Annotated in this window: 3 protein-coding genes; 1 reads left to right on the top strand and 2 read right to left on the bottom strand. The window is 72.5% G+C overall.

Annotation, left to right across the window (positions count from 1 at the left end; translation table 11 throughout):
- Together G6018_RS00975 and G6018_RS00970 are read right to left on the bottom strand one after the other, a co-directional pair.
- A partial coding sequence (locus tag G6018_RS00975) for a methyltransferase domain-containing protein (RefSeq protein ID WP_182638497.1) occupies positions 1-460 on the bottom strand: 460 nt, incomplete at its 3' end.
- Between the two features lie 151 nt (positions 461-611).
- A complete protein-coding gene (locus G6018_RS00970; RefSeq protein WP_182638496.1) occupies positions 612-1283 on the bottom strand; it encodes a PIG-L deacetylase family protein in 672 nt (223 codons plus the stop codon).
- A 61-nt stretch (positions 1284-1344) separates the two neighbouring features.
- Between G6018_RS00970 and G6018_RS00965 the strand changes: the two genes are divergently transcribed.
- A partial coding sequence (locus G6018_RS00965; RefSeq protein ID WP_182638495.1) for a class I SAM-dependent methyltransferase occupies positions 1345-1935 on the top strand: 591 nt, incomplete at its 3' end.

Below are 1935 nucleotides of genomic sequence, written 5' to 3'. Positions count from 1 at the left end.
TCCCGCCGACGCCGCGACGCAGGTTCTCGGCGGCGTGCCCGAGGTACACCAGGTGCCCGCCGGGGCGCAGCCATCCGCCGGCGTTGCGCAGGACGCGGGTGAGGCTCTCCATCTCGAGGTGGAGGAACCCGATGACGACGAGGTCCACGGACTCCTCCGGTGACCAGGTGGTGGCGTCGCCGACCACCCAGTCGACGCTGCCGCTGCGGCCGTCGTCGGAGTCCCTGGCGCGGGCCTGGTCGATCGCGACCTCGGAGAAGTCGACCGCCGAGACCTGCCACCCGTGTGCGGCCAACCATCGCGCGTGCCTGCCGTCGCCGCACGCCAGGTCCACGGCGGTGTCCACGGGCAGACCGGCGTCCTCGGCGCCCGTCACCTCCGCGACGATGCGTGCTGCGGGGGTGGTGCCCCACACGTCGGGCTGGGCGAGGTATCGGGCGTTCCAGTCGGAGGCGTCCACGTGCGGCGGTCCTTTCGGTACTGCTTCTCGATGCTGCTTCTGGGTGGTACTGCTTCTGGGGATACTGCTTCTGATCAATGGAATTCTGCGTGGCGCCGCGTCTCGGCGGTGCTGCACCCGGGTGTGGCCGGGGCGGCGGGGGCGACTCGATTCAGGGGCGCCGGAGCCACCGCAGGTGTTCGTCGTCGCCCTGCAGCTCCAGTCTCCTCCACAGGACGCTGCCCGGCACGGCCTGGCTGGGGTGACACTCCACGGCGGCCAGTTGCGCCGTGCGGTCGACGGTCAGCACCAGGTCGATCTCGTCGCCGGTCCGCCCGAGGAATCCGGCGTATCCCTCGGCCGCGAGTCTCCCGCAGATCTCCTCCGGGAGGGTCCACGCCACCACGGGGAGCCCGTGCCGGTCGGCCACCCTGGTGGCCGCGGCGGTGGCCGCCACGTGGTCCGGGTGACCGCTGATCCCGGTGGAGTCGAAGACGACGAGGCCCTCGGGCCGGGTCCTGTCCAGTGCACGCTCGACCTCGTCGTCGAGCACGGACGACCCGAGGTCTGCCAGGCCACCGTCGGGCAGGTCGCGCAACGTGACCCGCCTCGCCCCGAGGGCGTCCGCCGCGGCGCGTAGTTCGTGTTCCCGGATCCGTGAGAGGTCGCCCTCGACGCCGTGGAGCGTGGAGGCCTCGCCCCTGGTCAGGCAGAGGACGTCCACGCCCGCGCCGCCGTCGGCGAAGGTCGACAGCACGGCGCCGAGGCCGAACGGCTCGTCGTCGGGGTGGGCGACCACGGCCAGAACTGAACCCCAGCGTGGGAGTGCGGTCGTCTCGGTCATCTCCGCGTTCCTTTCCTCGAGCGGCTCCGGAACTTCTCGATACCCGGTACCGTATCGCCTCATGGGTGTTGCTCGCGAACGGTCGGACGTCTCGCTCTTCGCGCGGGTCTGGGTCGCGGCCGGCCCGGTGCTCGAGAGGGTCGGACTGGCCAGGGCCCGGCGCCGGTTGGTGGACGGACTGTCGGGGACGGTCGTGGAGGTGGGCGCGGGCAGTGGCGTGACGTTCCAGCACTACCCACCGGAGGTCACGAGGGTGGTGGCGATCGAACCGGACCCGCACCTCCGTGCCCACGCGCGGCGCTATGCGGCCCGTGCGTCGGTGCCGGTCGAGGTGGTGGATTCCGTGGCGGAGGCGCTGCCACTCGCGGACGGCGAGGCCGACGCGGTGGTCTTCGGGCTCGTCCTGTGCACTGTCCCCGACGTCCCGGTGGCCCTGGCCGAGGCGGACCGGGTACTCGCTCCCGGGGGAGAACTACGACTGCTCGAACACGTCCGGGCGGCGGGACGACTCGGGCGGGTGGCCGACCGGATCACGCCGGTGTGGAGCCGGCTCGGCGGGGGATGTCGCCCGAACCGGGACACCGGGCAGACGCTCTCCGAGGCCGGGTTCGACGTCTCCGGACTCAGGACCCGACCGTTCCCGCCGGTGCTC

Source organism: Dietzia sp. DQ11-44, from assembly GCF_014145205.1.
Lineage (GTDB): Bacteria > Actinomycetota > Actinomycetes > Mycobacteriales > Mycobacteriaceae > Dietzia > Dietzia natronolimnaea.
This window is presented reverse-complemented; position numbering and strand designations above follow the sequence as displayed.

Coding starts and splice junctions, on each gene's coding strand:
- G6018_RS00970 (WP_182638496.1), bottom strand. CDS start 1,283: ATGACCGAGACGACCGCACTCCCACGCTGGGGTTCAGTTCTGGCCGTG.